This is a genomic window from Pseudomonas sp. 43NM1 (assembly GCF_002836905.1).
Taxonomy (GTDB): Bacteria; Pseudomonadota; Gammaproteobacteria; order Pseudomonadales; family Pseudomonadaceae; genus Aquipseudomonas; species Aquipseudomonas prosekii.
The window spans coordinates 58,440-82,480 of sequence record NZ_MKGS01000173.1; the positions used below are offsets into that span (position 1 = coordinate 58,440).

The 24,041-nt window shown below is 60.7% G+C and carries 29 protein-coding genes; 18 read left to right on the top strand and 11 right to left on the bottom strand.

All coding sequences use genetic code 11. The features are described from left to right. Window positions 1-18: 18 nt before the first annotated feature. From BI292_RS22005 to pilG, 4 genes are all read right to left on the bottom strand, one after another. On the bottom strand, window positions 19-2,076 hold the full coding sequence (locus tag BI292_RS22005; protein ID WP_101209158.1) for a methyl-accepting chemotaxis protein: 2,058 nt from the start codon (window positions 2,074-2,076) through the stop codon (window positions 19-21). Between the two features lie 133 nt (window positions 2,077-2,209). Further along, the gene (locus BI292_RS22010; RefSeq protein WP_092276824.1) at window positions 2,210-2,764 is read right to left on the bottom strand and encodes a chemotaxis protein CheW; all 555 of its coding nucleotides are present in this window, start codon (window positions 2,762-2,764) and stop codon (window positions 2,210-2,212) included. A 10-nt stretch (window positions 2,765-2,774) separates the two neighbouring features. Then, on the bottom strand, window positions 2,775-3,140 hold the full coding sequence (gene pilH, locus BI292_RS22015) for a twitching motility response regulator PilH (protein ID WP_101209186.1): 366 nt from the start codon (window positions 3,138-3,140) through the stop codon (window positions 2,775-2,777). Window positions 3,141-3,200: 60 nt separating this feature from the next. Then, window positions 3,201-3,605: a twitching motility response regulator PilG gene (gene pilG, locus BI292_RS22020; protein WP_008152601.1), complete on the bottom strand. Its 405-nt coding sequence runs from the start codon at window positions 3,603-3,605 to the stop codon at window positions 3,201-3,203. Between the two features lie 225 nt (window positions 3,606-3,830). On the opposite strand from pilG, the gene gshB reads away from it, so the two are divergent. The 7 genes from gshB (at window position 3,831) to BI292_RS22055 (ending at window position 9,922) form a co-directional block, all read left to right on the top strand. After that, window positions 3,831-4,802, top strand: a complete 972-nt coding sequence (gshB, locus tag BI292_RS22025) for a glutathione synthase (protein WP_092276821.1) — start codon at window positions 3,831-3,833, stop codon at window positions 4,800-4,802. Window positions 4,803-4,907: 105 nt separating this feature from the next. After that, the gene (locus BI292_RS22030) at window positions 4,908-5,807 is read left to right on the top strand and encodes an energy transducer TonB (protein WP_101209159.1); all 900 of its coding nucleotides are present in this window, start codon (window positions 4,908-4,910) and stop codon (window positions 5,805-5,807) included. A gap of 219 nt (window positions 5,808-6,026) precedes the next feature. Further along, window positions 6,027-6,599, top strand: coding sequence for a YqgE/AlgH family protein (locus tag BI292_RS22035; RefSeq protein ID WP_092276814.1), 573 nt, complete (start codon window positions 6,027-6,029; stop codon window positions 6,597-6,599). Then, the gene (gene ruvX / locus BI292_RS22040; RefSeq protein ID WP_005792259.1) at window positions 6,599-7,036 is read left to right on the top strand and encodes a Holliday junction resolvase RuvX; all 438 of its coding nucleotides are present in this window, start codon (window positions 6,599-6,601) and stop codon (window positions 7,034-7,036) included. The genes BI292_RS22035 and ruvX overlap by 1 nt, the downstream gene beginning before the upstream one ends. An 82-nt stretch (window positions 7,037-7,118) precedes the next feature. Beyond that, window positions 7,119-7,622, top strand: a complete 504-nt coding sequence (gene pyrR, locus BI292_RS22045) for a bifunctional pyr operon transcriptional regulator/uracil phosphoribosyltransferase PyrR (RefSeq protein ID WP_101209160.1) — start codon at window positions 7,119-7,121, stop codon at window positions 7,620-7,622. Window positions 7,623-7,649: 27 nt separating this feature from the next. Continuing rightward, the gene (locus BI292_RS22050) at window positions 7,650-8,654 is read left to right on the top strand and encodes an aspartate carbamoyltransferase catalytic subunit (protein WP_101209161.1); all 1,005 of its coding nucleotides are present in this window, start codon (window positions 7,650-7,652) and stop codon (window positions 8,652-8,654) included. Next, entirely contained in the window at window positions 8,651-9,922 is a 1,272-nt protein-coding gene (locus tag BI292_RS22055; RefSeq protein WP_101209162.1) for a dihydroorotase, read from the top strand. Before BI292_RS22050 ends, BI292_RS22055 begins: the two co-directional genes overlap by 4 nt. A 140-nt stretch (window positions 9,923-10,062) precedes the next feature. Here BI292_RS22055 and BI292_RS22060 read toward each other — a convergent pair whose 3' ends face one another. Continuing rightward, window positions 10,063-10,497 carry a TM2 domain-containing protein gene (locus tag BI292_RS22060; protein ID WP_092276802.1) on the bottom strand — a complete coding sequence of 145 codons (435 nt, stop codon included), beginning with the start codon at window positions 10,495-10,497 and terminating at the stop codon, window positions 10,063-10,065. A 250-nt stretch (window positions 10,498-10,747) separates the two neighbouring features. Between BI292_RS22060 and BI292_RS22065 the strand changes: the two genes are divergently transcribed. Further along, a complete protein-coding gene (locus BI292_RS22065) occupies window positions 10,748-11,368 on the top strand; it encodes a C40 family peptidase (RefSeq protein ID WP_092276799.1) in 621 nt (206 codons plus the stop codon). A gap of 129 nt (window positions 11,369-11,497) precedes the next feature. Here BI292_RS22065 and BI292_RS22070 read toward each other — a convergent pair whose 3' ends face one another. Further along, window positions 11,498-12,532 (bottom strand): type IV pilus twitching motility protein PilT, encoded by a 1,035-nt coding sequence (locus tag BI292_RS22070; protein ID WP_092276796.1) that lies wholly within the window; start codon window positions 12,530-12,532, stop codon window positions 11,498-11,500. A gap of 57 nt (window positions 12,533-12,589) precedes the next feature. Between BI292_RS22070 and BI292_RS22075 the strand changes: the two genes are divergently transcribed. From BI292_RS22075 to BI292_RS22115, 9 genes are all read left to right on the top strand, one after another. Then, window positions 12,590-13,300 (top strand): YggS family pyridoxal phosphate-dependent enzyme, encoded by a 711-nt coding sequence (locus BI292_RS22075; RefSeq protein WP_092276793.1) that lies wholly within the window; start codon window positions 12,590-12,592, stop codon window positions 13,298-13,300. Between the two features lie 34 nt (window positions 13,301-13,334). Then, on the top strand, window positions 13,335-14,153 hold the full coding sequence (gene proC / locus BI292_RS22080; RefSeq protein ID WP_101209163.1) for a pyrroline-5-carboxylate reductase: 819 nt from the start codon (window positions 13,335-13,337) through the stop codon (window positions 14,151-14,153). A 24-nt stretch (window positions 14,154-14,177) separates the two neighbouring features. Further along, entirely contained in the window at window positions 14,178-14,765 is a 588-nt protein-coding gene (locus tag BI292_RS22085; protein WP_092276787.1) for a YggT family protein, read from the top strand. Between the two features lie 635 nt (window positions 14,766-15,400). After that, window positions 15,401-16,540 carry a homoserine O-acetyltransferase gene (locus BI292_RS22090; protein WP_101209164.1) on the top strand — a complete coding sequence of 380 codons (1,140 nt, stop codon included), beginning with the start codon at window positions 15,401-15,403 and terminating at the stop codon, window positions 16,538-16,540. A gap of 7 nt (window positions 16,541-16,547) precedes the next feature. Beyond that, the gene (gene metW, locus BI292_RS22095) at window positions 16,548-17,168 is read left to right on the top strand and encodes a methionine biosynthesis protein MetW (protein WP_092276781.1); all 621 of its coding nucleotides are present in this window, start codon (window positions 16,548-16,550) and stop codon (window positions 17,166-17,168) included. A 26-nt stretch (window positions 17,169-17,194) separates the two neighbouring features. Beyond that, window positions 17,195-17,632 carry a DUF4426 domain-containing protein gene (locus BI292_RS22100; RefSeq protein WP_092276778.1) on the top strand — a complete coding sequence of 146 codons (438 nt, stop codon included), beginning with the start codon at window positions 17,195-17,197 and terminating at the stop codon, window positions 17,630-17,632. After that, a complete protein-coding gene (gene rdgB, locus BI292_RS22105) occupies window positions 17,629-18,225 on the top strand; it encodes an RdgB/HAM1 family non-canonical purine NTP pyrophosphatase (protein ID WP_101209165.1) in 597 nt (198 codons plus the stop codon). The genes BI292_RS22100 and rdgB overlap by 4 nt, the downstream gene beginning before the upstream one ends. Continuing rightward, window positions 18,222-19,427, top strand: coding sequence for a radical SAM family heme chaperone HemW (gene hemW / locus BI292_RS22110; RefSeq protein ID WP_101209166.1), 1,206 nt, complete (start codon window positions 18,222-18,224; stop codon window positions 19,425-19,427). The genes rdgB and hemW overlap by 4 nt, the downstream gene beginning before the upstream one ends. A 22-nt stretch (window positions 19,428-19,449) precedes the next feature. Beyond that, window positions 19,450-19,773, top strand: a complete 324-nt coding sequence (locus BI292_RS22115; RefSeq protein ID WP_101209167.1) for a DUF3392 domain-containing protein — start codon at window positions 19,450-19,452, stop codon at window positions 19,771-19,773. Window positions 19,774-19,897: 124 nt separating this feature from the next. On the opposite strand, the gene trmB is transcribed toward BI292_RS22115, so the two are convergent. The 4 genes from trmB to BI292_RS22135 form a co-directional block, all read right to left on the bottom strand. Then, a complete protein-coding gene (gene trmB, locus BI292_RS22120; protein ID WP_092276763.1) occupies window positions 19,898-20,623 on the bottom strand; it encodes a tRNA (guanosine(46)-N7)-methyltransferase TrmB in 726 nt (241 codons plus the stop codon). Window positions 20,624-20,632: 9 nt separating this feature from the next. Continuing rightward, a complete protein-coding gene (locus BI292_RS22125; protein WP_092276760.1) occupies window positions 20,633-21,427 on the bottom strand; it encodes a thiazole synthase in 795 nt (264 codons plus the stop codon). 60 nt (window positions 21,428-21,487) lie between these two features. Further along, window positions 21,488-21,688, bottom strand: coding sequence for a sulfur carrier protein ThiS (gene thiS / locus BI292_RS22130; RefSeq protein WP_167370430.1), 201 nt, complete (start codon window positions 21,686-21,688; stop codon window positions 21,488-21,490). Window positions 21,689-21,759: 71 nt separating this feature from the next. Then, the gene (locus BI292_RS22135) at window positions 21,760-22,140 is read right to left on the bottom strand and encodes a DUF423 domain-containing protein (protein ID WP_101209168.1); all 381 of its coding nucleotides are present in this window, start codon (window positions 22,138-22,140) and stop codon (window positions 21,760-21,762) included. A 74-nt stretch (window positions 22,141-22,214) separates the two neighbouring features. Between BI292_RS22135 and mtgA the strand changes: the two genes are divergently transcribed. Continuing rightward, complete coding sequence (mtgA, locus tag BI292_RS22140; protein WP_101209169.1) at window positions 22,215-22,937, top strand: monofunctional biosynthetic peptidoglycan transglycosylase; 723 nt, start codon at window positions 22,215-22,217, stop codon at window positions 22,935-22,937. A 184-nt stretch (window positions 22,938-23,121) separates the two neighbouring features. Here the strand turns inward: mtgA and rpoH are convergent, their stop codons facing one another. Beyond that, window positions 23,122-23,976 (bottom strand): RNA polymerase sigma factor RpoH, encoded by an 855-nt coding sequence (rpoH, locus tag BI292_RS22150; protein WP_007897890.1) that lies wholly within the window; start codon window positions 23,974-23,976, stop codon window positions 23,122-23,124. Window positions 23,977-24,041 lie beyond the last annotated feature (65 nt).

The window sequence follows — 24,041 nt, forward strand, 5'->3', positions numbered from 1 at the left end:
CTTACGCCCGCAGGCGGTTCAAGCGTTGTCCGTGGCCGGCCTGGGCTCGGCCGGCAAGGTGAAACCCGACACCGAGCGGCGCAGTTGACTGGCCATTTTCGCCAGGTTGCCGATGCTTTCGGCGGTCGCCGTGGAGCCGGACGACGTCTGCGAGGTGATCTGCTGGATCACGTTCATGGTCAGGGAAATCTGCCCGGCCGACGACGTCTGTTGCTGCGCCGCGTTGGAAATGCTCTGGATCAGCGCCGCGAGGGTTTTCGAAACCCCTTCGATCTCTTCCAGCGCCACCCCGGCATCCTGCGCCAGTCGCGCGCCACGCACCACTTCGGTGGTGGTCTGCTCCATCGAAATCACCGCTTCATTGGTGTCAGTCTGGATCGCCCGGACCAGCGTTTCAATTTGGCGGGTCGCGGCGGATGAGCGCTCGGCCAGGCGCTGCACTTCATCGGCGACCACGGCAAAACCGCGCCCGGCATCACCGGCCATCGAGGCCTGGATCGCCGCGTTGAGCGCAAGAATGTTGGTCTGGTCGGCAATGTCGTCGATCAGGCTGACGATGTCGCCGATTTCCTGCGACGACTCGCCCAGCCGCTTGATGCGTTTGGCGGTGTCCTGAATCTGTTCGCGAATGTTGTCCATGCCGTGGATGGTGTTGTGCACCACCTCGTTACCCTTGTTGGCAATTTCCACCGAACGCTCGGCCACCGCAGAGGATTCGGCGGCGTTGGCCGAGACCTGATCGATCGATTGCGCCATGTCGTTGATCGCCGTGGACGCTTCGCTGATCTGTTGCGCCTGATGCTCGGAAGCCTGCGCCAGATGCATCGCGGTGGCCTGGGTTTCCTGCACGGCGGCGGCGACCTGGCCGGCGGTGAGGTTGATGGTCGCCACCAGATCGCGCAGTTGGTCGACGGAATAGTTGATCGAGTCGGCGATGGTCCCGGTGAAGTCTTCGGTGACCGAGGCCGTCACGGTGAGGTCGCCGTCGGCAAGATCTTCGATCTCGTCGAGCAAACGCATGATCGCGTTCTGGTTGCGCTCATTTTTCTCGGCGGTTTCCTGCAACTGGCGGTTGGTTTCCCGAACCATCACCAGGCCGATGAGGATGATCGACATCAGCGCCAACAGGCCCAATACATAACCGCCGATGGTGTCGGTGTTGCGCCCGCCCGCGAGGTTTTCGAAACCACTGGCCAGGTGCGAGGCTTCGTCGAGCAGGGTTTGCGAGAGGGTGAAAATGCTGGTGGCCGCTTCGCGAACCTTGAACAGTTCGGGCGAGGTTTCGAGGATTTCATCCACCGAGCCGGAGACGAATTCGAACAGCTCGGAAATTTCCGTCAGGCGCGCGCGGGCGTCCTTGTCTTCCACCTGGCTGACGCGCAGCGCCGGGTCGCCCTGCAACATGCCGTTGAGCACCTGGCCGAAACGCGCGGCATCGCGGCCAAAGGCGTCGGCGGCTTGCTGCGAGTTTTCGTCGCCGGACAATACGGTGTTGACCGCGCCGAGGATGCGTTCGGCCAGCAGCGACTGACGTTGGGCCATCGCCACTTGCGCAGCCGGGGCGCCGCGTTGCAGGAGTATTTCGACGACTTTTTCGTACTCGACCTGCAACTGCGGCACGGTTTCGGCCAGGGTCGCGGCGACCTGGTGCAGCGACAAGACGGTTTGTTCGCTGGAGAGAATCGCGTCGGTGTTTTTCAGCAAGTGCTCCCAATCCAGCTGCACCGCGCGCATTTGCGGGCGCACGATGGATGGCGCGGGCGGCAGGCCGGTGTTCGGGTCGCCCTTCTTCAGGTAACCCCAGCGCTGGGCAAAGTCGTTGCGCGCATCGCTGAGCAACTTGAACGCGGCAGCCTTGCCGGCGGCGGCCTCGGTGGCGTTTTTGGCAATGCGTTGCGAGAGCACGCGCAGCTCACCGGCGTGGCCGATGTACTGTTTGTCGTAGGTGGCCTGGGTGTTGAGGTAAGCGAAGTTGGCGAACAGCAGCATGATGAAGATGATCAGCGCGATAAACAGCACGATGATCTGCGAACGACTGCGCGACCCTTCTGGCTTGCCTGTTTTTGCTTTTGTCATCGGTCCTCGCCTGTACTGCCCAATTCAACCCACCCCTGTAGGAGCGAGGCTTGCCCGCGAAGGCGTCGTGTCAGTCGACATTAATGTTGAATGAATAACCGCCTTCGCGGGCAAGCCTCGCTCCTACAGAGGATCAAACCGCGACATGCATGAAGTCCTGGGACTGCGCCAACGCAAACGGGCTGAACACTTGCCAGCTCTGCTCGCGCTGAAAGTGGCCGCTGACGAACCCGGCCATCGTCGCGCTCAGTGCATTGGCCGGCAGTGCTTGCAGGCTGTCCTGGGCGAAATGCTGCAAACCGTAGACTTCATCGACCATCAACCCGGCAAACACCTCTTTATATTCCACCACCAGCACCCGCCGCTGCTTGCGCACCGCCGATGGCTCATGGCCCGGCTCCTGATCCGCAAAAAAACCGGACAAATCCATGATCGGCAGCAACCGCCCGCGCAGGTTGGCGACACCCTTGACCCAGGGTTTTACCCCCGGCAATTGGGTGAAGCGCGGTTCATGCAGGACTTCGCTGACTTCGCCCATCGGCGCCACGTACCAGTGTTCGCCGAGGCGAAAACCGATGCCGCTCCAACGGTCCTGGCGGATTGGCTGCGACGGCAAATCCGCCGCCAGCACCCGGCAACGCTGGTCGATCTGCAGCAGCAGTTCGAAAGCCGTCAGCGATTCGCTCATGAGCGGGCGATCAACCGGCCAGCACGTTGTTCAGGGTTTTGATCAGGGTGTCTTCGTCGACCGGTTTGGTCAGGTAGTCCTTGGCGCCCTGGCGGGTTCCCCAAACCTTGTCGGTGTCCTGATCCTTGGTGGTGATGATGATCACCGGGATGTGCCCGGTTTCCGGGTCTTTGGTCAGTTGCCGGGTGGCCTGAAAACCGTTGAGGCCGGGCATGACGATGTCCATCAGCACGGCGTCGGGTTTTTCCTGACGGGCCAGCGCCACGCCGTCGGCACCGTTTTCGGCTTTCAACACTTCATGGCCGTGCTTTTCGAGCATGCCAGTGAGTTTGTACATTTCGGTCGGCGAATCATCGACGATCAGAATTCGTGCCATGGTTTTCCCCATTCTTCTTGTCGACGCCGGGCCCGTTGGCCGAGCGTCTCTGTTCGTGTCCTACTGCGGCAAAACGGCGGCGAAGCCCGGAACATGGGCCTGGATCGCGTTCAGCAGTTCTTCCTTGCTGAAAGGCTTGGTCAAAAACTGATCGGAGCCGACGATGCGCCCCTTGGCCTTGTCGAACAGCCCATCCTTGGACGACAGCATAATCACTGGCGTGGACTTGAACGCACTGTTGTTCTTGATTAAAGCGCAGGTCTGATAACCATCCAGACGCGGCATCATGATGTCGACAAAGATAATGCCCGGATGATTGTCGGCAATCTTGGCCAGCGCATCGAAACCGTCGATGGCCGTGATGACTTCACAGCCAACGTTTTTCAGCAGCGTTTCGGCGGTGCGGCGAATCGTCTTCGAATCATCGATGACCATCACCTTCAAGGCGCTGGAATGCTGTTCCATAAATGCTCTACCGTCGCCTTTGCGAAACAAATTGTCCGTTTGATGGCTCGAAACCCTTGATGCTCAAGGGCCGACAGCACTTGGCAGCCTTTTTAGCACAGTCTCCAACACCAATCTATCGGCCGGCCTTCGCGGTGGTTTTTCCTTGACCGGGAACACACTCAGCGCCACTCTGACGCCACTTTTTCGCGTCCACCCGGACCACCCCAATTCGAGGAAAAACCCATGAGCGTTCGCGTCGGGATTGTCATGGACCCAATCGCCAGCATTTCCTATAAAAAGGATAGCTCGCTGGCCATGCTGCTGGCTGCGCAGAAGCGCGGCTGGGAACTGTTCTATATGGAACAGCGCGATTTGTACCAGGGCGAAGGTGAAGCACGGGCGCGGATGCGTCCGCTGAAAGTCTTCGCCAACCCTGAGAAGTGGTTCGAACTGGAAGCCGAGACCGACGCGCTGCTGAGCGATCTGGATGTGATCCTGATGCGCAAGGATCCGCCGTTCGACATGGAATTCGTCTACTCCACTTATCTGTTGGAGCAAGCCGAGCGCGCTGGCGTGCTGATCGTCAACAAGCCGCAGAGCCTGCGCGACTGCAATGAAAAGCTCTTCGCCACGCTGTTCCCGCAGTGCACGCCGCCGACCGTGGTCAGCCGCCGCGCCGACGTGTTGCGTGAATTTGCCGCCAAGCACGGCGACGTGATCCTCAAGCCGCTGGACGGCATGGGCGGCACGTCGATCTTCCGCCATCGCGCCGGCGACCCGAACCTCTCAGTGATTCTCGAAACCCTGACCGCGCTGGGCACCCAGCAGATCATGGGCCAGGCTTACCTGCCGGCGATCAAGGACGGCGACAAACGCATTCTGATGATTGACGGCGAACCGGTGGATTACTGCCTGGCGCGCATCCCCGCTGCCGGCGAAACCCGTGGCAACCTGGCGGCCGGTGGTCGTGGCGAAGCGCGGCCATTGAGCGACAAGGATCGCTGGATCGCCGCCCAGGTCGGCCCGACGCTGCGTGAAAAAGGCTTGTTGTTTGTTGGCCTGGACGTGATCGGCGAGAGCCTGACTGAAATCAACGTCACCAGCCCGACCTGCATCCGCGAGATCGACAACGCCTTCGGCACCGACATCGGCGGCCTGCTGATGGATGCCATAGAGAAGCAGCTGAAAGCTACAAGCTCCAAGCCGCAAGTTTGAAGCGCGCGCTTACAGCTTGTCGCTTGAAGCTTGAACCTTGAAGCTAAAAACCAACATTGCGTTATCATGCCGAGCCCGTAAAAACGCGATGTTGGTTTTTCTGTTATGACGCTCCCGTCCGATCTGCCTGCTGAATTCGCCCACCGTGGCGTGCGCCCGGCCGATCGCCTCGGTTTTACCCTGTTTCTGGCGGCGTTGATTCACCTGGCTTTGCTGTTGGGCGTCGGCTTCACGATGGTCGAACCCAAGCAAATCAGCAAAACCCTGGAAATCACCCTCGCCACGTTCAAAAGCGAAACCAAGCCGAAAAAGGCTGATTTCCTCGCGCAGGACAATCAGCAGGGCAGCGGCACTCTGGATAAAAAGGCGATTCCCAAGACCACCGAGGTCGCGCCGTTCCAGGACAACAAGGTGCAGAAAGTCACGCCACCGCCCGCCGCCAAACCTGAAGTGCAGGAAGCGGCACCCAAGGCTGCCGTGACCACCGTCGCGCCGAAACCGAAAAAAGCCCCGACCAAAACCGAAGAGCCGAAACCCAAAACCAAACCTGCCGTGGCCGCGCCGACGTTCGACAGCTCGCAGCTGTCCAGCGACATCGCCAGCCTTGAAGCGGAACTGGCCAAGGAACAGCAGTTGTACGCCAAGCGCCCGCGCATTCACCGTTTGAGCGCGGCGTCGACCATGCGCGACAAGGGTGCCTGGTACAAGGACGAGTGGCGCAAGAAGGTCGAGCGCATCGGCAACCTGAATTACCCCGACGAAGCACGCCGCAAGCAGATCTACGGCAATTTGCGCCTGATGGTCTCGATCAACCGCGACGGCTCGCTGTACGAAGTCCTGGTGCTGGAGTCGTCCGGGCAACCGCTGCTCGATCAGGCTGCGCAGCGGATCGTACGGCTGGCCGCCCCGTTCGCGCCGTTCACCGGGGATTTGTCGGACATCGACCGACTGGAAATCATCCGCACCTGGAAGTTTGCGCGCGGTGACAAGCTCTCCAGTAATTAGGGCCTACGCCGTCTGTGTAGCAGCTGGCGAAGCCTGCGTTCGAGGACGCAGTCCTCGCAATCCGGCAAAACGGGGTCGTTCTGAAGAAATGATGTATGGCTATTTACGACTGCTTCGCAGCCGAACGCAGGCTTCGCCAGCTGCTACAGGGGCGCACGACAGCATTTCCTGTGCATCCCCAGCTTGTCAGTTCGCCCCTCCAACGCCACACTAGCGCTCATGAAAAACGTCAGCCCCAGCTACCTCAAGCATCACTTCCTGATCGCCATGCCACACATGGCCGACCCGAACTTTGCGCACACCTTGACCTACATCGTCGAGCACACGGCCAATGGGGCCATGGGGCTGGTGGTCAACCGTCCGCAAGACCTGAACCTGGCCGACATCCTCGAGCAATTGCGCCCTGACATCGAGCCGCCCGTGCTCTGTCAGCATGTGCCGATCTTCATGGGCGGCCCGGTGCAAACCGATCGCGGCTTCGTCCTGCACCCGTCCGGCAAGACCTTTCAGGCCACCGTCGAGCTGCAAGGCGAGCTGTCGTTGTCGACCTCCCAGGACGTCTTGTTCGCCATCGCTGACGGCGTCGGCCCGGCGAAAAGCGTGATCGCCCTCGGCTACGCCGGTTGGGAAGCCGGGCAACTGGAAGCCGAAATGGCCGACAACGCCTGGCTGACCTGCCCGTACGAGGCCGACATCCTGTTCAACACCAGCAGCGAATTGCGCCTTGAAGCGGCGGCCCGGCACCTGGGGATCAACCTCAGCCTGCTGACCAGCCAGGCGGGCCACGCCTGATGGCCCTGCGACTGATTCTGGGTTTTGACTACGGCACCAAACAGATCGGCGTAGCGGTCGGCCAGGTCATTACGGGCCAGGCCCGCGAGCTCTGTACGTTGAAGGCGCAAAACGGCATTCCCGACTGGAATCAGGTCGAAGCGCTGATCAAGGAATGGAAACCCGACGCCGTGGTGGTCGGCCTGCCGCTGAACATGGACGGCACGCCGAGCGACATGTGCCTGCGCGCCGAGAAATTCGCCCGCCGCCTCAATGGCCGCTACAACCTGCCCTTCTATACCCACGATGAACGCCTGACCACCTTCGAAGCCAAGGGTGAACGGCGTGATCGCGGCGGCCAGAAAGGCAGTTACCGCGACAACCCGGTCGACGCCATCGCGGCCGCCCTGCTGCTGCAAGGCTGGCTCGACGAAAACACCGCGCTGTTTGAATCCTGAAGAGCTGCAATAAGCGACTCTCTATAGCGACACCCCGAGCCACCTGCGGCAACAACCGGCTCGGGCCCAAGAAGGAGCAACCATGAGCCTGCCCAATCCCGCCGAACTGATCAGCCAGATGGCCACCGAGCTGGACACCTATCTGGCCAAACGAGGCATCAGCGAACCGCGTTTCATCGGCATTCGCAGTGGTGGCATCTGGGTCGCCCAGGCGTTGCTCGAAGCCCTGGGCAGCGATTCGCCGCTCGGCACGCTGGACGTTTCCTTCTACCGCGACGATTTCAGCCAGAACGGCCTGCACCCGCAAGTCCGCCCTTCGGCGCTGCCATTCGAGATCGAAGGCCAGCATCTGGTGCTGATCGACGACGTACTGATGAGCGGCCGGACTATCCGCGCAGCGATGAACGAATTGTTCGACTACGGCCGCCCGGCCAGCGTGACGCTGGTGTGCCTGCTGGACCTCGACGCTGGCGAACTGCCGATCCGCCCGAACGTGGTTGGCGCGACGCTGGCGCTGGCCGCCCACGAGCGCGTCAAGCTATCGGGCCCGGAACTCAAGCTCGAACTGCAAGACCTTGCCAATTAATCCGCCCTATTGAGAGTCCCCCTCGCGATGACGCCTCTAGACACCAAGCGCCCGCTGCAGCTCAATGATAAGGGCCAGCTGCGCCACTTCCTCTCGCTCGACGGCTTGCGCCGCGAGTTGCTGACGGAAATCCTCGACACCGCTGACTCGTTCCTCGAAGTCGGCGCCCGGGCCGTGAAAAAAGTCCCGTTGCTGCGCGGCAAAACCGTGTGCAACGTGTTCTTCGAGAACTCCACGCGCACCCGCACCACCTTCGAACTGGCGGCCCAGCGGCTGTCGGCGGATGTGATTACGCTGAACGTGTCGACATCGTCGGCGAGCAAGGGCGAAACCCTGCTCGACACTTTGCGCAATCTCGAAGCCATGGCCGCCGACATGTTCGTTGTGCGCCACGGTGATTCCGGCGCCGCACACTTCATCGCCGAGCACGTGTGCCCGCAAGTGGCGATCATCAACGGTGGCGACGGCCGTCACGCGCACCCGACCCAAGGCATGCTCGACATGCTGACGATTCGTCGGCACAAGGGCGGTTTCGAGAATCTCTCGGTGGCGATCGTCGGCGACATCCTGCACTCGCGGGTGGCGCGCTCGAACATGCTCGCGCTGAAAACCCTCGGTTGCCCGGACATCCGCGTGATCGCGCCGAAAACCCTGCTGCCGATCGGCATCGAGCAATACGGCGTGAAGGTCTACACCGACATGACCGAAGGCCTGAAAGACGTCGACGTGGTGATCATGTTGCGTCTGCAACGCGAACGCATGACCGGCGGCCTGCTGCCGAGCGAAGGCGAGTTCTACCGCTTGTTCGGCCTGACCACCGCGCGCCTCGCCGGGGCCAAACCGGATTGCATCGTCATGCACCCGGGGCCGATCAACCGTGGCGTGGAGATTGAGTCGGCAGTGGCCGACGGTCCGCATTCGGTGATTCTCAATCAGGTCACCTACGGCATCGCTATTCGCATGGCTGTGTTGTCCATGGCCATGAGTGGACAGACTGCGCAACGTCAATTCGAGCAGGAGAACGCCCAGTGAAGCTCAGCATTCTCGGCGCCCGCGTCATCGATCCAAGCAGTGGCCTGGATCAAGTTACCGACATTCATGTCGAAGCCTGCAAGATCGTCGCCCTCGGCGCGGCACCGGCCGGTTTCACCGCTTTGGAAACCATTGATGCCAAAGGCCTGGTGGCCGCGCCAGGGCTGGTTGACCTCAACGTCGCCCTGCGTGAGCCGGGTTACAGCCGCAAAGGTTCGATTGCCAGCGAAACCCGCGCGGCCGCGGCCGGCGGCGTCACCAGCCTGTGCTGCCCGCCGAAGACCAAACCGGTGCTCGACACTTCGGCCGTCGCCGAATTGATCCTCGACCGCGCCCGCGAGGCCGGCAACACCAAAGTGTTCCCGATCGGCGCGCTGAGCAAAGGCCTCGACGGCGAACAACTGGCAGAGCTGGTTGCGCTGCGCGACGCCGGTTGCGTGGCGTTCGGCAATGGCCTGGAGAGTTTTCGCAACACCCGCACCCTGTGCCGGGCGCTGGAATACGCGGCGACGTTTGACCTGACGGTGATTTTCAACTCGCAGGATCATGACCTCGCCGAAGGTGGTTTGGCCCACGAAGGCCCGACCGCGAGTTTCCTTGGTTTGCCGGGCATTCCGGAAACCGCGGAAACCGTGGCCTTGGCTCGCGATCTGTTGCTGGTCGAGCAAAGCGGCGTGCGCGCGCACTTCAGCCAACTCACCAGTGCACGCGGCGTGGCGTTGATCGCCCAGGCGCAGGCGCGCGGACTGCCGGTGACCGCCGATGTCGCGCTGTATCAGTTGATCCTGACCGACGAAGCGCTGATCGACTTCAGCAGCCTCTATCACGTCCAGCCGCCGCTGCGAACCCGCGCCGACCGCGACGGTTTGCGTGCGGCGGTGAAGTCCGGGGTGGTTTCAACGATATCCAGCCATCACCAGCCGCACGAACGCGATGCCAAACTGGCGCCGTTCGGCGCCACCGAGCCGGGAATCAGCAGCGTTGAGCTGTTGCTGCCCTTGGCGATGACGTTGGTGGAAGACGGTTTGCTTGATCTGCCGACCCTGCTGTCGCGCCTGAGCACCGGACCGGCCGAAGCATTGCGCCTGCCGGCGGGCAAGTTGGCGGTGGGTGGCGCGGCGGACATCGTGCTGTTCGACCCGGCCACTTCTACCGTGGCCGGCGAACGCTGGTTGTCCAAAGGTGAAAACTGCCCGTTCATCGGCCACAGCCTGCCGGGCGTGGTGCGTTATACGCTGGTGGATGGGCGGATCAGCCACCAGGCGTAAGACCCTGTGGCGAGGGGGCTTGCCCCCGTTCGGCTGCGCAGCAGTCGTAAAAACGGTAAATGCGGTCTCTCTGAGCCACCGCGCTTGCTGATTTTTGCGGCCGCTGCGCAGCCCGACGGGGACTTGCCCCCTCGCTACAATTAGCGCGAGCCCGCCCGGCTACTGATGTTGTTCACCTCAGACACTTGGGAATTCAGCGTCCAGAAGTCATACAAAACCCCCAGAAAGAACAACCCGCCTGTCACCAGATACAGCAATCCGCTGATCCATTTCCCCTGATACATCCGGTGTACGCCAAACACCCCGAGAAACGTCAGCAGCACCCACGCCACGGTGTATTCGATTGGCCCGGGGGTGAAACGCAGATCCGCCTCACGGTCCATCGCCGGGATCAGGAACAGGTCGATCAGCCAGCCAATGCCCAGCAAACCAAAGGTGAAAAACCAGATCGTCCCGGTGACCGGTTTGCCGAAATAAAAGCGGTGAGCGCCGGTAAATCCGAGAATCCACAGCAAATAACCGATCAGTTTGCTGTGGGTGCCTTGCTGGATTGCAGGCGGTCGATAGCTGTTCATGGAGGACCTCGATTCACGCGATAGATAAATATTGTTGAATTCTTTGTGACTTTTTTACAGGCGTCCGACGTATGGCAAATGCTACCTTCACTGCCGTCAAAGCCTTGTAGCTCTTGAGTTCTGTCAGACAATTGCGTCCATTAACCGCGCATTTGGTTCCGTTGACCGCAAGGTTGAATCGACCAACGGCCCCGAAACGCTCAAAAAAGCTGTTATAAAGTTGCGCGCTAACCCATATGAGCCCTGCCTAATGCGTCCATTTTTCAAGACATGGCTAACCATTTGCCTATTATTGCCACTGGCCGCCCACGCCACCAATCGTGAGCAACGTCTTCCAAACGTTAATGGTTACACACCGAAATCCCATGTTTCTGCTCCTTCGAGCAAAAACAAGAAAAACGCTAAACAAACTGCAACGTTGGCCAGCGCCAACAGCAAGCTGGTGCCGCCAATGGCCACCAAGCAGAGCAGCAATGTGTTGAGCCGTGCGGTAAACGTCCTCGGTACTCCATACCGTTGGGGCGGCAGCAGCCCAAGTAAAGGCTTCGATTGCAGCGGCCTGGTGAAATACGCGTTCAACGACGCGACATTTGACCTGCCGCGCACCTCGAATGCGATGGCCAGCGGTCATGGCGAGAAAGTCGATCGCAAGGATTTGAAGCCCGGCGACCTGATTTTCTTCAACCTCAAGAGCCGTCGGGTCAATCACGTTGCGATTTATCTGGGCAACGACCGTTTTATCCACGCACCGCGTCGTGGCAAATCGGTGAGCATTGATACGTTGAAGAAGCCGTATTGGGCCAAGAACTACGTGGTTGCCAAGCGGGTTCTGCCCAAAGAGCCGAATCAGCTGCGCGTCGTGCAGCGCTGATCCGACACTTGCGTCGTTCTTGAGGTCCCCTTCGCGGGCAAGCCTCGCGCCTACAGGTCATGCGCCAGTTTCGCGGCACATATCAATCCTGTAAGAGCGAGGCTTGCCCGCGAAGGCGTTTCCGGCCCCTCAAAAGTTATCCGGTGACCGCGCCTTCTCGCGCGCGTGGTCGCGGCTGATCAAGCCTTTGCCGACCAATTCCTTCAGGCACATGTCCAGCGTCTGCATCCCCAGATTGCCCCCGGTCTGAATCGACGAGTACATCTGCGCAACCTTGTCTTCGCGGATCAGGTTACGAATCGCCGAGGTGCCGAGCATGATCTCGTGCGCCGCAATGCGCCCGCCGCCGACCTTCTTCACCAGCGTTTGCGAGACCACCGCCAGCAGCGATTCGGACAACATCGAGCGCACCATCGATTTCTCATCCCCCGGAAACACGTCGACCACACGGTCGATGGTCTTGGCCGCCGACGTCGTGTGCAAGGTGCCGAACACCAGATGCCCGGTCTCCGCAGCGGTCAGCGCCAGGCGAATGGTTTCCAGATCGCGCATCTCGCCGACCAGGATCACGTCCGGGTCTTCACGCAACGCCGAGCGCAACGCGGTGGCGAAGCTGCGGGTATCGCGGTGGACTTCGCGCTGATTGATCAGGCATTTGCGGGATTCGTGAACAAACTCGATCGGGTCTTCAATGGTGAGAATGTGGTGATGGCGATGGTTGTTCAGGTAATCGATCATCGCCGCCAGCGTGGTCGATTTGCCGGAACCGGTCGGCCCCGTCACCAACACCAGCCCACGCGGCGCTTCGGTAATCTTGCGAAACACATCGCCCATGCCCAGATCGTCCATGCTCAGGACCTTCGACGGAATGGTCCGGAACACCGCGCCGGCGCCGCGATTCTGGTGGAAGGCATTGACCCGAAAACGCGCCACGCCGGGCACTTCAAAGGAAAAATCGGTTTCCAGGTGTTTCTCGAAGTCGACCCGTTGGGTGTCGTTCATGATGTCGTAGATCAGCTCGTGCACCTGTTTGTGGTCCAGGGCCGGCAGGTTGATGCGCCGCACATCGCCATCGACGCGGATCATCGGTGGCAGGCCGGCGGACAGGTGCAGGTCGGACGCGCCTTGTTTGGCGCTGAATGCCAGCAGCTCAGTGATATCCATAGCGCTCCTCAATTCCAGTAGAATGCCGCGAACCTCAGACCCGCTGGCGCCTCTTGAATGTCCACGATAGCAGACAACATCCTTCAGGTTAGTTCGCGCATCCACGCCGCCGCCCTTGCCGCCAAGCGCGACGAGCACAGCGTCCAGTTGCTGGCCGTGAGCAAGACCAAACCCGCCGAGGCGCTACGCGAGGCGTATGCCGCCGGGCTGCGCGACTTCGGCGAGAACTATCTGCAGGAAGCCTTGAGCAAACAGCTCGAATTGGCCGACTTGCCCTTGATCTGGCACTTCATCGGCCCCATTCAATCGAACAAGACTCGCGCTATCGCCGAGCACTTCGCTTGGGTGCATTCAGTGGATCGATTGAAAATCGCACAACGCCTGTCCGAACAACGTCCTGCCGATATGCCGGCGCTGAATATCTGCATTCAAGTGAATGTCAGCGGCGAAGCGAGCAAATCCGGCTGTGCCCCCGCCGATCTGCCAGCCTTGGCCAAAGCCATCAGCGAATTGCCGCGCCTGCAATTGCGCGGGTTGATGGCGATTCCCGAGCCGACTGACGATCGCGCCGCCCAGGACGCCGCTTTTGCTGCCGTGCGCGACTTGCGCGACAGTCTGCAAACCAGCCTGCAATCCACTTTGAGTCAGCCACTCGACACACTGTCCATGGGCATGAGCCACGATCTCGAATCGGCCATCGCCCAAGGCGCGACTTGCGTGCGTATCGGTACGGCCCTGTTCGGTGCCCGCGACTACGCTCGACCATGAACATGGCTCACGCTTCTCTTTATAAGGACCTGACATGAGCAAAACCCGTACTGCATTTATCGGTGCCGGCAACATGGCCGCCAGCCTTATCGGCGGCATGCGCGCCAAGGGTCTGGACGCGGCGCACATCCGCGCCAGCGATCCCGGCGCCGACACCCGCGCTCGCGTGAGTGCGGAACACGGCATCGAAGTGTTCGCCGACAACGCCGAAGCGATTGAAGGCGCCGACGTCGTGGTCCTGGCGGTCAAGCCGCAAGCGATGAAAGCCGTGTGCGAAGCGATCCGCCCAAGCCTCAAACCGCATCAACTGGTGGTGTCGATTGCCGCCGGTATTACCTGCGCGAGCATGAAAAACTGGCTCGGCGCGCAACCGATTGTGCGGTGCATGCCCAACACCCCGGCGCTGCTGCGTCAGGGCGTGAGCGGTTTGTACGCGACCGCCGAAGTCGACGCCGAGCAACGCCAACAGGCGCAGGAGCTGTTGTCCGCCGTCGGTTTGGCGTTGTGGCTGGACGAAGAGCAGCAACTGGACGCGGTCACCGCTGTTTCCGGCAGCGGCCCGGCGTACTTCTTTTTGCTGATCGAAGCGATGACGGCGGCCGGGGTCAAACTCGGTTTGCCGGCAGACATCGCCGCCCAGTTGACCGTGCAAACCGCCTTGGGCGCCGCGCACATGGCGGTCGCCAGTGACGTCGACGCCGCAGAATTGCGTCGCCGTGTGACCTCGCCTGCGGGCACCACGGAAGCCGCGATCAAGTCGTTCCAGGCCAATGGCTTCGAAGCCCTGGTCGAAAAAGCACTCGGCGCCGCCGCACAGCGCTCGGCCGAGATGGCCGAGCAACTTGGGCGTTAATCAGCTCTTACAAAGGAATCAATGATGCTCGGACTCAATGACGCTGCCATTTTCATCATCAAGACCTTGGGCAGCCTGTACCTGCTGATCGTGCTCTTGCGTTTCATCCTGCAACTGGTTCGCGCGAACTTCTACAACCCGCTCTGCCAGTTCATCGTCAAAGCCACGCAACCGCTGCTCAAACCGCTGCGCCGGGTGATCCCGAGCATGTTCGGCCTGGACATGTCGTCGCTGGTGCTGGCGCTGATCCTGCAAATGCTGCTGATCGCGGTGATCCTGTTGCTCAAAGGCTTCATGGTGAACTGGCTGTTCCTGCTGCCGTGGGCGCTGATTGCGCTGTTCTCGCTGTTCTTGAACATCATTTTCTACGCGATGATCATCAGCGTGATTCTCTCGTGGGTCGCACCGGGCAGCCACAATCCGGGCGCCGAGCTGGTAGCGCAGATCACTGAGCCGGTGCTGGCACCGTTCCGCCGGATCATTCCGAATCTCGGTGGCCTGGATATCTCGCCGATCTTCGCGTTTATCGTTATCCAACTGCTGCAGAGCTGGCTGATCCCGCGACTGGCCTACTACGCGCTGATGCCGACCGGATTGCTCGGCTTGATCTGATCGGCTACTCGCTCTGAACAGGTGGCACTTCCAAGAGCCACCCCTCACCCCAGCCCTCTCCCCATGGGGGAGAGGGGGAAAGGGAGCTGATCGGGGACTTTTCTGAACCTGAGTTCGGCTCGGTATTTCAGGTCGACGTAATTCGAAAAACCACTCGGTCAGTCCCCTCGCCCCTTTGGGGAGAGGGGGAAAGGGAGCTGATCGGGGACTTTTCTGAACCTGAGTTCGGCTCGGTATTTCAGGTCGACGTAATTCGAAAAACCACTCGCTCAGTCCCCTCGCCCCTTTGGGGAGAGGGGAAAGGGAGCTGATCGGGGGCTTTTCTGAACCTGAGTTCGGCTCGGTATTTCAGGTCGACGTAATTCGAAAAACCACTCGCTCAGTCCCCTCACTCCTTTAGGGAGAGGGGGAAAGCGAGCTGATCGGGGACATTCAGAACCTGAGTTCGGCTCGGTATTACAGGTCGACGTAATTCGAAAAACAACTCGGTCAGTCCCCTCGCCCCTTTGGGGAGAGGGTTAGGGTGAGGGGGCGATCCAAAGCCGATCACCTATTTCCCAAACACCCCGCCCATTGCTTGCCGCTAGGCACACCGGTCTTTAGACTTACGCCTCATTTCAACGAGAGCAGGGTCGATGCCAACTGCCTTTCCCGCCGATTCTGTTGGTCTGGTGACGCCGCAAGTGGCGCACTTCAGTGAACCCCTGGCCCTGGCCTGCGGTCGTTCGCTCCCAGCTTATGACCTCATTTACGAAACCTACGGCACGCTGAACGCCACGGCGAGCAACGCCGTGCTGATCTGCCACGCCTTGTCCGGCCACCATCACGCGGCTGGTTTCCACCGCCCCGACGACCGCAAACCCGGTTGGTGGGACAGCTGCATCGGCCCCGGCAAGCCGATCGACACCACTAAATTCTTCGTCGTCAGCCTCAACAACCTCGGCGGCTGCAACGGTTCGACCGGCCCGAGCAGCCTCAACCCGGACACCGGCAAGCCGTTCGGCGCCGATTTCCCGGTGTTGACCGTCGAAGACTGGGTGCACAGCCAGGCGCGCCTGTCCGATGTGCTCGGCATCAGCCAATGGGCCGCGGTGATCGGCGGCAGCCTCGGCGGCATGCAGGCGTTGCAGTGGACCATCACCTACCCTGACCGCGTGCGCCACTGCCTGGCCATCGCCTCGGCACCGAAGCTGTCGGCGCAGAACATCGCGTTCAACGAAGTGGCGCGCCAGGCGATCCTCACAGACCCCGAATTCCACGGCGGTTCGTTCCAGGAAGCAGGCGTGATCCCCAAGCGTGGCTTGATGCTGGCGCGGATGGTCGGGCACATCACTTACCTGTCCGACGACTCCATGGGCGAGAAATTCGGCCGGGGCCTGAAGAGCGAAAAGCTCAACTACGACTTCCACAGCGTCGAGTTCCAGGTCGAAAGCTACCTGCGTTATCAGGGCGAAGAGTTCTCCGGACGTTTCGACGCCAACACTTATCTGCTGATGACCAAAGCCCTGGACTACTTCGACCCAGCGGCGAACTTCGACGATGACCTGGCGAAAACCTTCGCCGGCGCCACCTCCAAGTTCTGCGTGATGTCGTTCACCACCGACTGGCGCTTCTCCCCGGCCCGGTCGCGGGAACTGGTCGACGCGCTGATGGCCGCCAAGAAAGACGTCTGCTACCTCGAGATCGATGCTCCGCAAGGCCACGACGCCTTCCTGATTCCGATCCCGCGTTACCTGCAGGCGTTCAGCAATTACATGAACAGAATCCAATTGTGAGTAAGCCATGAGAGCCGATCTGGAAATCATCCAGGAATGGATCCCCGCCGGTAGCCGCGTGCTCGACCTCGGTTGCGGCGACGGCGAGCTGCTGACCTGGCTGCGCGACAACAAGCAAGTCACCGGTTATGGCCTGGAAAACGACGCCGACAACATCGCCGAATGCGTGGCCAAAGGCATCAACGTCATCGAGCAGGACCTGGACAAAGGCCTCGGCAACTTTGCCAGCAACAGTTTCGACATCGTGGTCATGACGCAGGCGCTGCAAGCCGTGCATTACCCCGACCGGATCCTCGACGAAATGCTTCGCGTCGGCCGCCAGTGCATCATCACCTTCCCGAATTTCGGTCACTGGCGCTGCCGCTGGTACCTGGCGAGCAAGGGCCGGATGCCGGTTTCCGAGTTCCTGCCGTACACCTGGTACAACACGCCGAACATTCACTTCTGCACCTTCGGCGACTTTGAAGAGTTGTGCCGCGAACGTGCAGCCAAGGTCATTGATCGGCTTGCCGTGGATCAACAGCACCGCCACGGGTGGGCCAGTAAGCTTTGGCCTAATCTGTTAGGTGAGATCGGCATCTACCGCGTCAGCAGCCCAGGGTTGCCGGACCACAAAGTCGCGATTTGAGCCACGCTATTCCAAGGAGAACGATCATGGGTCGTCTAGCACTGTTTGTACTTACTGCCTGCCTCAGCGTGACGGCGATGGCTGCCGATGCGATCAAAGGCGAGCGCCAGGAAAAATTGGGCAGCGGCGCGGTCGTGCATTACAACACCTTCAACTCGACCTTCTTGACGCCGGATATCGCCAAGGCTGCCGAGCTGATTCGCAGCAAAAACCAAGGCGTGATCAACGTCTCGGTGGTCAAGGATCGCAAACCGCTGATCGCCCAGGTGAGCGGCACAGTCAAAGACCTGACCAGCAAAAGCGTACCCTTGACGTTCCGCCAGATCACCGAGCAAGGCGCGGTCTACTACATCGCGCAATACCCGGTGGACCAGCAGGAAACCCGCACCTTCGACATAACGGTCAAGGTCGGCGATGAAACCAGAACTATCAACTTCAACCAAGAGCTCTTCCCCGGCGAATGATCAACTTCACGCAACTCGTATTGGCCAGCCATAACGCCGGCAAACTCAAAGAACTGCAAGCCATGCTCGGCGCGTCCGTGCAATTGCGCTCAATCGGCGAGTTCAGCAGCATCGAGCCGGAAGAAACCGGCCTGTCGTTCGTCGAGAACGCGATCCTTAAGGCGCGTAACGCGGCGCGCATCTCCGGTCTGCCGGCATTGGCCGACGATTCGGGGCTGGCGGTGGATTTCCTTGGCGGTGCGCCGGGGATTTATTCCGCGCGTTACGCCGATGGCAAGGGCGATGCGGCGAACAACGCCAAGCTGCTCGACGCCTTGAAAGACGTGCCCGAAGCCGAGCGCGGCGCGCAGTTCGTTTGTGTATTGGCGCTGGTGCGGCATGCCGACGATCCGCTGCCGATCCTGTGCGAAGGCTTGTGGCACGGGCGCATTCTGCCGGCGGCCAGCGGCGAGCACGGTTTTGGCTACGACCCGTTGTTCTGGGTGCCGGAACGCGAATGCTCCAGCGCTGATTTGAGCCCCAGCGAAAAGAACCTGATCAGCCACCGCGCCCGTGCAATGGATCTGCTGCGCCAGCGTCTGGGCTTGAAATGACCCACGACTCATCCGCGTCGCCGCTGATCTTCGGCGGCGCCGCCCAATCGCCCCGCGCGGCGCTGCCCGTGCTGCCGCCCCTGGCGCTGTACATCCATATTCCGTGGTGTGTGCGCAAATGCCCTTATTGCGACTTCAACTCCCACACCGCCAGCCCGGTGCTGCCGGAAGAAGAGTACGTCGACGCCCTGCTGGCCGACCTCGATCAGGACTTGCACGCGGTTTATGGCCGCGAGCTGAGTTCGATCTTCTTTGGTGGCGGCACGCCGAGCCTGTTCAGCGCTGAGGCGCTGGGCCGTTTGCTCAAAGGGGTGGAACAGCGGATTGCCTTTGCCAGCGACATCGAAATCACCCTGGAAGCCAATCCGGGGACGTTCGAGCAGGACAAGTTTGTCGCTTACCGTGCGTTGGGGATTAATCGCCTGTCGATCGGCATCCAGAGTTTTCAGGAAGAAAAACTCAAGGCGCTCGGGCGCATTCACAACGGTGACGAAGCGGTGCGCGCTGCCGGCATGGCGCGTCAGGCCGGGTTTGATAACTTCAATCTGGACTTGATGCACGGTTTGCCCGATCAGTCGCTGGACGATGCACTGAACGACCTGCGCACGGCCATCGCCCTGAAGCCGACGCATTTGTCCTGGTATCAGCTGACGCTGGAGCCGAACACGGTGTTCTGGAATCAGCCGCCGGTGCTGCCGGAGGACGACACGCTATGGGACATTCAGGAAGCCGGGCAGGCGCTGTTGGCCGAGCACGGTTACGCGCAATACGAAGTGTCGGCCTACGCGCAGCCCGGCAAACCGGCGCGGCATAACCTCAATTATTGGAGTTTCGGCGACTTCATCGGCATCGGCGCTGGCGCCCACGGCAAGCTCAGCCACCCCGACGGGCGCATCGTGCGCACCTGGAAGACGCGGCTGCCCAAGGACTATCTCAACCCGGCGAAGAGCTTCAAGGCTGGCGAGAAAGCCCTGAGCAATGACGAGTTGCCGTTCGATTTCCTGATGAACGCCTTGCGCCTGACCGCTGGCGTGGAATCGCGGCTGTACCCGGAGCGCACCGGGCTGCCACTGGAAAGCCTCGCCGAGGGTCGCCGCGAAGCCGAACAAAGCGGCTTGTTGCAGGTCGAACCGTCACGTCTGGCGGCCACCGAGCGCGGACAACTGTTTCTCAATGACTTGCTGCAGACATTTCTGAGCTGATTTCAGCCTTAAGGGAAAACCAATGGATTTGATCCTCGACCTGCTCGCCACCGCGTCTCGCTGGAGCCGCAGCAACCTGTCGGAAATCGCTCTGGCGCTGGTGGGCTGTTTGCTGGTGCTGTTCGGCGCGGACATCAAAGGCTGGGTCGAACAACGCCTGGGCAGCATTGCCGGCGCACTGCGCGTGCCGATGATGGCGCTGGTGTGCATGGTCGGCAGCGGCGCCGCGCTGATCTACGCGACACCGTGGATCGTCAAAGGCCTGAGCCAGTTCAACAACTACAGCCTGGCGCCGGTGCTGTTGGTGGTCCTGGTGCTGATCGGCGTCGTCGCCGACCGCCGCTGAATCCCAGACACAAAAAAACCCGTAGGAGCGAGGCTTGCCCGCGATGAGGCCATAACATTCAACATCCTGGTTGACTGTCAGGCCGCCATCGCGAGCAAGCTTTGCTCCCACAGGCTTGTGGCGGTCAGGACTGTTTTTCGAACTTCAGGTCCCACACGCCGTGCCCAAGACGTTCGCCGCGGCGTTCGAACTTGGTGATCGGGCGTTCGGTCGGGCGTGGTACGCACTTGCCGTCTTCGGCGAGGTTGCGGTAACCCGGCGCGACATTCATCACTTCCAGCATGTATTCGGCATACGGTTCCCAATCGGTGGCCATGTGCAGAATGCCGCCAACCTTCAACTTGCTGCGCACCAGTTCAGCGAACGATGCCTGGACGATGCGGCGCTTGTGGTGACGGCTCTTGTGCCACGGGTCCGGGAAAAACAGCATCAGGCGATCGAGGCTGTTGTCGGCCACGCAATTGTTCAGCACTTCGATTGCGTCGCAATCGTAGACCCGCAGGTTGGTCAGGCCTTGCGTCAGCACGCCATTGAGCAGCGCGCCGACACCCGGACGGTGCACTTCCACGCCGATGAAATCCTGTTCCGGCGCAGCCGCCGCCATTTCCAGCAGCGAATGGCCCATGCCAAAACCGATTTCCAGTGAGCGCGGCGCCGAACGGCCGAACACCTGATCAAAATCCACCGGCGCATCAGCCAGCGGCAGGACGAACAGCGGCGTGCCCTGCTCCAGGCCTTTTTGCTGGCCCTCGGTCATGCGGCCGGCGCGCATCACAAAACTCTTGATGCGGCGGTGCTTGGACTCGTCGCCTTCTTCCACGGTGTTCGGCGTTTCGTTCGATTCAGTCATCAATGGCTCTTACTTGATCAGACCATCCAGCGGCGAGGAGGCGCTGGCATAGAGTTTTTTCGGCATGCGGCCGGCGAGGTAGGCCAGGCGACCCGCGACGATCGCATGTTTCATGGCTTCGGCCATCAGCACCGGCTGCTGGGCGTGGGCGATTGCCGAGTTCATCAGCACCGCCTCGCAACCCAGTTCCATGGCGATGGTGGCGTCGGAAGCAGTACCGACACCGGCATCAACCAACACCGGGATTTTTGCTTCTTCGAGGATGATCTGCAGGTTGTACGGGTTGCAGATCCCCAGGCCCGTGCCGATCAGGCCGGCCAGCGGCATCACTGCGATCACGCCGATTTCCGCCAGTTGCCGGGCAATGATCGGGTCATCGCTGGTGTAAACCATCACGTCGAAGCCTTCCTTGACCAGCACTTCGGCAGCCTTGAGGGTTTCGATCACGTTGGGGAACAGGGTTTTCTGGTCGGCCAGCACTTCCAGTTTCACCAGATTGTGCCCGCCGAGCAGCTCACGGGCCAGGCGACAGGTGCGCACAGCCTCGGTCGCGTCGAAGCAACCGGCGGTGTTCGGCAGGAACGTGTAGCGATCCGGCGACAGCACTTCGAGCAGGTTCGGTTCGCCCGGGTTCTGCCCGAGGTTGGTGCGGCGCACGGCGAAAGTGACGATCTCGGCACCCGAGGCTTCGATGGCCAGGCGGGTTTCTTCCATGTCGCGGTACTTGCCGGTACCTACCAGCAAACGCGACTGGTAAGTACGACCGGCCAGGACGAAGGGCTTGTCGTTACGAACGATGCTCATGGGAAATCCTCTGTAGGGGTGAGGTTCTTGCAGAATTCTGGGCCGTGGCGCGCCGGGCTGTCAGCCGCCGCCAATCGCATGAACCACTTCGACCGTGTCGCCGTCGTTCAATGCGGTGTCGGCATGCTGGCTGCGCGGGACGATATCCAGATTGAGTTCGACCGCCACCCGGCGTCCGGTCAGGTCCAGACGGGTCAGCAGGGCCGCAACGGTTTCACCGTCGGGCAGTTCAAGGGATTCGCCGTTCAACTGAATGCGCATGTTGCAAGCCGCCATCATTTTTTGGGGCAGGCATTCTAGCCCGATCATGACCCAAAGGTCAGCACCAAGCGTCAAGCGGTCAGCGGCAAGCGCCACGCGGCGAGGCCCAGACAGAACCAACCGACCAGAAAGGCCAGGCCGCCGAACGGGGTGATGATCCCGAGCTTGCTGATGCCGGTCATCGTCAGCAGGTACAAACTGCCGGAAAACAGCAGGATGCCAAGCGCAAACGATGCGCCGGCCCAGGTGACCAGACGGCCGGGAATCTGCGTCGCCAGCAGCGCCACGCCCAGCAGCGCCAGGGTGTGCACCAGTTGATAGGTGACGCCGGTGTGGAAAATTGTCAGGTATTCCGCGCTCAGGCGGTTTTTCAAGCCATGCGCGGCGAACGCGCCTAGGACAACGCCAGTGAAGCCGAAGAAAGCGGCCAGCATCAGAAAGCCACGCAGCATGTAGAACTCCAGTCAGACTCATTCAACAGGGTCTGTATAATGGCCCGCTCAACGGGTTCGGCCAAGCCATCTCTATGCTGCGTTTATTTTTGCGACGATTCATCAAGGCCCTGCTGTGGTTCGCGGGCGGCAGCGTATTGCTGGTGCTGATTTTTCGCGTGGTGCCGCCACCGGGCACGGCGTTGATGGTCGAGCGCAAGGTCGAATCCTGGATCGATGGCGAACCCATCGACCTGCAACGGACCTGGAAACCCTGGGATGAAATCTCTGACGACCTGAAAGTCGCGGTGATTGCCGGGGAAGATCAGAAATTCCCCGAGCACTGGGGTTTCGACTTCGGCGCGATCCAGAAAGCCCTGGCGCATAACGAGCTTGGCGGTTCGATTCGCGGCGCCAGTACGCTGAGCCAGCAAGTCTCGAAAAATCTGTTTTTGTGGTCCGGCCGCAGTTGGCTGCGCAAAGGCCTGGAAGCCTGGTTTACCGGGCTGATCGAGGTTTTGTGGCCCAAGCAGCGGATTCTTGAGGTGTACCTGAACAGTGTCGAGTGGGATGACGACGTGTTCGGCGCTGAAGCCGCCGCCCGCCATCACTTCGGCGTAAGCGCCAAAGGCCTGAGCCGCCAGCAATCGAGCTTGCTCGCTGCGGTTCTGCCCAACCCGCGCGTATGGAGCGCGAGCCATCCGACCAATTACGTCGCACGGCGTGCCGGGTGGATTCGGCAGCAGATGAGCCAGTTGGGTGGCGACAGTTATCTGGTCGGTATCAACGATTCACGCCGGGCGCCTTGGGCTCAGTAACGCTGAAGATCCCCTGTAGGAGTGAGCCTGCTCGCGATAGCGTCAGGTCAGTCGCAATAAATGTCGACTGATAGATAGTGATCGCGAGCAGGCTCACTCCTACAGGGATTTGTGTGCAGGACAAACCAACAAAAACGCCCCGATCATTGCTGATCGGGGCGTTTTTTATTGCCTGCTCGCTGCGTTACGCGGCGATCGACAACTTGAGCTTGTTCATCGCGCTTTTCTCTAGCTGACGAATTCGCTCGGCCGACACGTTGTACTTCTGCGCCAGGTCGTGCAGCGTGGCTTTCTCTTCTGCCAGCCAGCGCTGGTAGAGGATGTCACGGCTGCGGTCGTCCAGTACTTCCAGTGCTTCGTGCAGGTTGTGATTGGAGTTGTCGCTCCAGTCGGCATCTTCCAGTTGACGGGCCGGGTCGTACCGGTGGTCTTCCAGATAGTTGGCCGGCGATTGGAAAGCACTGTCGTCGTCCGCTTCCGCAGCCGGGTCGAACGCCATGTCATGGCCGGTCAGGCGACTTTCCATCTCGCGCACTTCACGCGGCTCGACACCGAGGCTTTCCGCCACACGGTGGACTTCCTCGTTGTTCAACCACGCCAGACGCTTCTTCTGGCTGCGCAGGTTGAAGAACAGCTTGCGCTGGGCCTTGGTGGTCGCGACTTTCACAATGCGCCAGTTGCGCAGGATGAACTCGTGAATCTCAGCCTTGATCCAGTGCACCGCGAACGATACCAGGCGCACACCCATTTCCGGGTTGAAGCGCTTGACGGCCTTCATCAGGCCGACGTTGCCTTCCTGGATCAGGTCAGCCTGAGCCAGACCGTAGCCGGAATAGCTACGGGCAATGTGTACAACAAAACGCAGGTGGGCGAGCACCATCTGCCGAGCCGCCCCCAAATCCTGCTCATAATAGAGACTCTCGGCCAGTTCACGCTCCTGCTCCGGCGTCAGCAATGGAATGCTGTTGACGGTGTGCACATAGGCCTCCAGGTTCGCACCCGGGACCAGAGCATATGCAGGTTGCAAAGAATTGGTCATACGAAAAAACCTCCGACTTACAAACTCATGCAGTTCAGCACTGCGAAAATTGACCGGAAACCAAG

Coding starts and splice junctions, on each gene's coding strand:
- BI292_RS22075 (WP_092276793.1), top strand. CDS start 12,590: ATGTCCACGATAGCAGACAACATCCTTCAGGTTAGTTCGCGCATCCAC.
- hemW (WP_101209166.1), top strand. CDS start 18,222: ATGACCCACGACTCATCCGCGTCGCCGCTGATCTTCGGCGGCGCCGCC.
- BI292_RS22050 (WP_101209161.1), top strand. CDS start 7,650: ATGACGCCTCTAGACACCAAGCGCCCGCTGCAGCTCAATGATAAGGGC.
- BI292_RS22125 (WP_092276760.1), bottom strand. CDS start 21,427: ATGAGCATCGTTCGTAACGACAAGCCCTTCGTCCTGGCCGGTCGTACT.
- BI292_RS22085 (WP_092276787.1), top strand. CDS start 14,178: ATGCTCGGACTCAATGACGCTGCCATTTTCATCATCAAGACCTTGGGC.
- pilH (WP_101209186.1), bottom strand. CDS start 3,140: ATGGCACGAATTCTGATCGTCGATGATTCGCCGACCGAAATGTACAAA.
- mtgA (WP_101209169.1), top strand. CDS start 22,215: ATGCTGCGTTTATTTTTGCGACGATTCATCAAGGCCCTGCTGTGGTTC.
- trmB (WP_092276763.1), bottom strand. CDS start 20,623: ATGACTGAATCGAACGAAACGCCGAACACCGTGGAAGAAGGCGACGAG.
- pyrR (WP_101209160.1), top strand. CDS start 7,119: ATGAGCCTGCCCAATCCCGCCGAACTGATCAGCCAGATGGCCACCGAG.
- BI292_RS22035 (WP_092276814.1), top strand. CDS start 6,027: ATGAAAAACGTCAGCCCCAGCTACCTCAAGCATCACTTCCTGATCGCC.
- BI292_RS22090 (WP_101209164.1), top strand. CDS start 15,401: ATGCCAACTGCCTTTCCCGCCGATTCTGTTGGTCTGGTGACGCCGCAA.
- rdgB (WP_101209165.1), top strand. CDS start 17,629: ATGATCAACTTCACGCAACTCGTATTGGCCAGCCATAACGCCGGCAAA.
- pilG (WP_008152601.1), bottom strand. CDS start 3,605: ATGGAACAGCATTCCAGCGCCTTGAAGGTGATGGTCATCGATGATTCG.
- gshB (WP_092276821.1), top strand. CDS start 3,831: ATGAGCGTTCGCGTCGGGATTGTCATGGACCCAATCGCCAGCATTTCC.
- BI292_RS22065 (WP_092276799.1), top strand. CDS start 10,748: ATGCGTCCATTTTTCAAGACATGGCTAACCATTTGCCTATTATTGCCA.
- ruvX (WP_005792259.1), top strand. CDS start 6,599: ATGGCCCTGCGACTGATTCTGGGTTTTGACTACGGCACCAAACAGATC.
- BI292_RS22060 (WP_092276802.1), bottom strand. CDS start 10,497: ATGAACAGCTATCGACCGCCTGCAATCCAGCAAGGCACCCACAGCAAA.
- BI292_RS22135 (WP_101209168.1), bottom strand. CDS start 22,140: ATGCTGCGTGGCTTTCTGATGCTGGCCGCTTTCTTCGGCTTCACTGGC.
- BI292_RS22070 (WP_092276796.1), bottom strand. CDS start 12,532: ATGGATATCACTGAGCTGCTGGCATTCAGCGCCAAACAAGGCGCGTCC.
- metW (WP_092276781.1), top strand. CDS start 16,548: ATGAGAGCCGATCTGGAAATCATCCAGGAATGGATCCCCGCCGGTAGC.
- rpoH (WP_007897890.1), bottom strand. CDS start 23,976: ATGACCAATTCTTTGCAACCTGCATATGCTCTGGTCCCGGGTGCGAAC.
- thiS (WP_167370430.1), bottom strand. CDS start 21,688: ATGCGCATTCAGTTGAACGGCGAATCCCTTGAACTGCCCGACGGTGAA.
- proC (WP_101209163.1), top strand. CDS start 13,335: ATGAGCAAAACCCGTACTGCATTTATCGGTGCCGGCAACATGGCCGCC.
- BI292_RS22100 (WP_092276778.1), top strand. CDS start 17,195: ATGGGTCGTCTAGCACTGTTTGTACTTACTGCCTGCCTCAGCGTGACG.
- BI292_RS22030 (WP_101209159.1), top strand. CDS start 4,908: ATGACGCTCCCGTCCGATCTGCCTGCTGAATTCGCCCACCGTGGCGTG.
- BI292_RS22005 (WP_101209158.1), bottom strand. CDS start 2,076: ATGACAAAAGCAAAAACAGGCAAGCCAGAAGGGTCGCGCAGTCGTTCG.
- BI292_RS22115 (WP_101209167.1), top strand. CDS start 19,450: ATGGATTTGATCCTCGACCTGCTCGCCACCGCGTCTCGCTGGAGCCGC.
- BI292_RS22010 (WP_092276824.1), bottom strand. CDS start 2,764: ATGAGCGAATCGCTGACGGCTTTCGAACTGCTGCTGCAGATCGACCAG.